The following is a 3,013-nucleotide window of genomic DNA, read 5'->3' as shown; positions in this document are numbered from 1 at the left end:
ATCCCGCAAATATGCAACGCCGTAATAGAGGGAGATTTGGGTTTTCAGGGGTTGCAGAAAGAATTTGTCAATTGAGGAGTTGGGTATTTAAAATCGGTAATCGGTTTAATGTGATAATGTAACTAATTTTAATTTTAGTTGCAAAAAATCGTTGAGGACAGATAATGGAAGTAAGCAGTCGGGAGTTCTCATGACCCGCAGGGAGAAATTAATTAAGCGGTTTCTTAGCATTCCCAAGGATTTCACCTGGGAGGAGTTACTCAGCTTGCTTTCGGGGTTTGGGTTTGAGGAAGTCAGCACAGGTAAAACGGGAGGTTCTCGGCGGCGTTTTCTCAATGATGCGGGAGTGATTATTACGTTACACAAACCTCATCCTCAAAATATTCTCAAACGATATCAGATTGAACAGATTATCGAGATTCTCCAAGAGGAAGAATTGCTATGAATAACATGATGCAATACAAGGATTATTTCGGGTCTATTCACTATAGTGATGATGATAAAATCTTCTACGGACAGGTGGAATATATCCGCAGTTTAATTAGTTTTGAAGGGGAAGATGTGGCTAGTCTCAGGGCTAGTTTTGAGGAAGCAATTGATGATTATTTGGCTCTTTGTGAAGAAAAAGGTATTGAGCCTGAGGAGCCATTTAAGGGCAGTTTTAATGTGCGTGTAGGTAGCCAACTTCATCGTCAAGCGGCGTTATTTGCTCAACAACGGGGGGTAAATCTTAATAACTTGGTGACGGATGCACTGGAACGTTATTTGAAAGAGGAATCGTTAGAAAATGCTTGAGGAATTAGGGATATGAAAAAGAATGAAATATCAACACTTAATGATGTTTGTGAATTAATTGTTGATTGCTTACATAACACAGCACCAATTAGTAGTTTTATGCGACTTTAAAGATGCCCATAGTAAAGGAGGAATAATTAAAGTGCGTTGTTTGTTACCTTTACCAGTAATATGAACATAAGCAGTAGAACCATTATCTTTAACGTAGGTTGAATTGAACTATGAAACCCAACACCACTGTTCTCGTTACTCGACCCATCCTACAAATTTAATTATGCATCCCTACTTAGTTGCTCTTTTGTGGATAAGAAAAGTCATGTATAATTTACCTCGATAATTTGGTTACGGATTTAAGACAATGAAAAAATTTCTCACATTAGCGCTGATACTGATTTTGTTTCTTGTTTCCTCTTTTAGCCTTGGCACTAGTCCTAGTTATGCTTATAGCGAGTTTGATTTGGACAGACTTTTAAAAACTGATATGTGTCTAGGATGTGACCTCTCTAGTGCTAACCTCGAAGATGCTATCCTCATTAATGCTAACCTCCAAGGTGCTAACCTCTCTGGTGCTAACCTCAAAGATGCTTTCCTCATTGATGCTAACCTCTCTGATGCTAACCTCCAAGGTGCTAACCTCGAAGGTACTAACCTCAAATATGCTGACCTCGAAGATGCTTTCCTCATTGATGCTAACCTCTCTGATGCTAACCTCTCTGATGCTAACCTCCAAGGTGCTAACCTCCAAGGTGCTAACCTCGAAGGTGCTAGCCTCAGTGGTGCCATCCGGTAATCACATTCTCTGAGTTACATATTTATGGGATGAAAATATCTGAAAACATTGAAAAATTTTTGGTAAATCATCCCGAAAAACCACCCCTAGGTCACCCCCTTCAACTCGTCAATGTTGAACCAACTAGGCCAAGTGCGTTCCTCATCCTCCAAAGGATTCCCCTTGCTATCGGTCAATCCCCACCTAATCATCACCCTGGGTAATGGCGTTTCATTATTAGCAGAAAACTTCTCCAATAATATAAGGGTTCTGGATATGATAGAGGACATTTAGTTCCATCTGCGGATAGAACAAAAAGCATTAAAGACAATTCCTCCACCTTCTTGATGACGAATATCATTCCACAAACACCAGATAATAATAGAAATACCTGGGGGAATCTAGAAGATTACAGTAGAGAATTAGTAGAGCAAGGGAAAACCCTGTATATTATTGCTGGTACTTGGGGAAGCAAGGGGAAAATCAACAATCTAGTTAATATCCCTAAATATACCTGGAAAATCATTGTTATCTTGGATCTTCCCTCTCAGATTTCAGATATTACTTCTCGCACCCCGGTGATTGCTGTTAATATTCCCAACGATCAAGAATTAGAGGATGACTGGAAAAAGTTTTTGACAACTGTTGACCAAATTGAGAAACTCACTGAATATGATTTTCTCTCTAATGTTCCTACTCCTATTCAAAATGTTCTTGAAGGTAATATAGCTAAACTGTAAGTTACTAATAAGGCGATTGCGCAGCACTCCCTGCGGGAGATCGCCCAGCACTCCCTACGGGAGATTGCGCAGCACTCCCTACGGGAGATCGCCAACTACCCGTTATTGTTTAAATTAATCCATACCTGGAGACTGTCTGTTGGGGAGACCGGGAATCAATTTTGGGTCTCAAAGCGAAAGTAGGTTTAAAACCGACTAGTTTTGTGATATTGTAAGTTGAGTTCAATAACTCAACATCCCTAAACAAACTATGTTATATTAAATTAAACCGATTAAGTCAGTACCAAAGTGGGAGGTATAGACATGGTGAGGCAAATTCCATCAAAAACTCAACTGGGGGTGATAAAATCTAACACTAATCAGGGTGTGGAGACGCCTAAAATTGTCTACCCAGAAAGTGATAATAAACCTATGGCGGATAACACTAGACAATTTACATGGATTGTCAAAATTAAGGAAAATTTAGAAATACTATTTAAGTCTAATGCGGATGTGTTTGTGGCTGGGGACTTATTTTGGTATCCAGTGGAGGGTAGTAACAAAATTAAACTAGCCCCTGACACCATGGTGGTGTTTGGGAGACCCAAGGGTCACCGGGGGTCTTATCGACAGTGGGAAGAAGATAATATTCCTCCCCAGGTGGTTTTTGAAATTTTATCTCCCGGGAATACTCAAGATGAAATGGACAAAAAAAAGCTGTTTTATCTGA

At 39.8% G+C, this 3,013-nt stretch carries 6 protein-coding genes; 5 read left to right on the top strand and 1 reads right to left on the bottom strand.

From position 1 onward, the window contains the following. Window positions 1-151 precede the first annotated feature (151 nt). The 3 genes from ASL19_RS08225 to ASL19_RS08215 all read left to right on the top strand — a co-directional run bounded on the left by ASL19_RS08225 (window position 152) and on the right by ASL19_RS08215 (window position 1,585). A complete protein-coding gene (locus ASL19_RS08225; protein ID WP_220272382.1) occupies window positions 152-445 on the top strand; it encodes a type II toxin-antitoxin system HicA family toxin in 294 nt (97 codons plus the stop codon). Then, window positions 442-795, top strand: a complete 354-nt coding sequence (locus ASL19_RS08220) for a type II toxin-antitoxin system HicB family antitoxin (protein ID WP_057177965.1) — start codon at window positions 442-444, stop codon at window positions 793-795. Before ASL19_RS08225 ends, ASL19_RS08220 begins: the two co-directional genes overlap by 4 nt. Window positions 796-1,153: 358 nt before the next feature. Further along, window positions 1,154-1,585: a pentapeptide repeat-containing protein gene (locus tag ASL19_RS08215; RefSeq protein ID WP_057177964.1), complete on the top strand. Its 432-nt coding sequence runs from the start codon at window positions 1,154-1,156 to the stop codon at window positions 1,583-1,585. 86 nt (window positions 1,586-1,671) lie between these two features. Here ASL19_RS08215 and ASL19_RS08210 read toward each other — a convergent pair whose 3' ends face one another. Beyond that, window positions 1,672-1,854 carry a hypothetical protein gene (locus ASL19_RS08210; protein WP_057177963.1) on the bottom strand — a complete coding sequence of 61 codons (183 nt, stop codon included), beginning with the start codon at window positions 1,852-1,854 and terminating at the stop codon, window positions 1,672-1,674. 30 nt (window positions 1,855-1,884) lie between these two features. On the opposite strand from ASL19_RS08210, the gene ASL19_RS08205 reads away from it, so the two are divergent. After that, on the top strand, window positions 1,885-2,304 hold the full coding sequence (locus tag ASL19_RS08205; protein ID WP_235528955.1) for a DNA/RNA non-specific endonuclease: 420 nt from the start codon (window positions 1,885-1,887) through the stop codon (window positions 2,302-2,304). A 303-nt stretch (window positions 2,305-2,607) separates the two neighbouring features. Continuing rightward, window positions 2,608-3,013, top strand: a 406-nt coding sequence (locus tag ASL19_RS08200; RefSeq protein WP_200959821.1) for a Uma2 family endonuclease, incomplete at its 3' end; no start/stop codon positions are given.

This window comes from Cylindrospermopsis sp. CR12 (genome assembly GCF_001432185.1).
GTDB classification, from domain to species: domain Bacteria; phylum Cyanobacteriota; class Cyanobacteriia; order Cyanobacteriales; family Nostocaceae; genus Raphidiopsis; species Raphidiopsis raciborskii.
The sequence above is the reverse complement of the archived record's forward strand: the minus strand, read 5'-3'. Positions and strand labels throughout refer to the sequence as shown.